This window comes from Psychrobacter sp. TB20-MNA-CIBAN-0197, from assembly GCF_040309765.1.
GTDB lineage: Bacteria > Pseudomonadota > Gammaproteobacteria > Pseudomonadales > Moraxellaceae > Psychrobacter > Psychrobacter submarinus.
Map to the genome: position 1 here is coordinate 1 of NZ_JBEOPC010000947.1, position 256 is coordinate 256.

The 256-nt window shown below is 39.8% G+C and carries 1 protein-coding gene; it reads right to left on the reverse strand.

The genetic code is table 11. The annotated features are described in order from the left end of the window. A partial coding sequence (locus AAEY83_RS16675) for a formyltransferase family protein (RefSeq protein WP_351060866.1) occupies positions 1-256 on the reverse strand: 256 nt, incomplete at both ends.

Below are 256 nucleotides of genomic sequence, written 5' to 3' on the forward strand. Positions count from 1 at the left end.
GTTCAAATGCTTGGTGATAAGGTTTTGCACCAATAAAAGCGGGTAAGAACGAGTGATGAATATTAATAATTTTGCCCTCAAAGCGTTGTACAAACTCAGGGCTTAAAATACGCATATATTTAGCTAAACCAATAATGTCAGGGTTATAGCTGGCAATTAAATCGCCTACTTGTTGATCGTGCTCGCTGCGCGTTAATCCCTCATGAGGGATAACATGAAAAGGGACATTAAGCCCTTTAGCAAGCGGCTCTAAAAT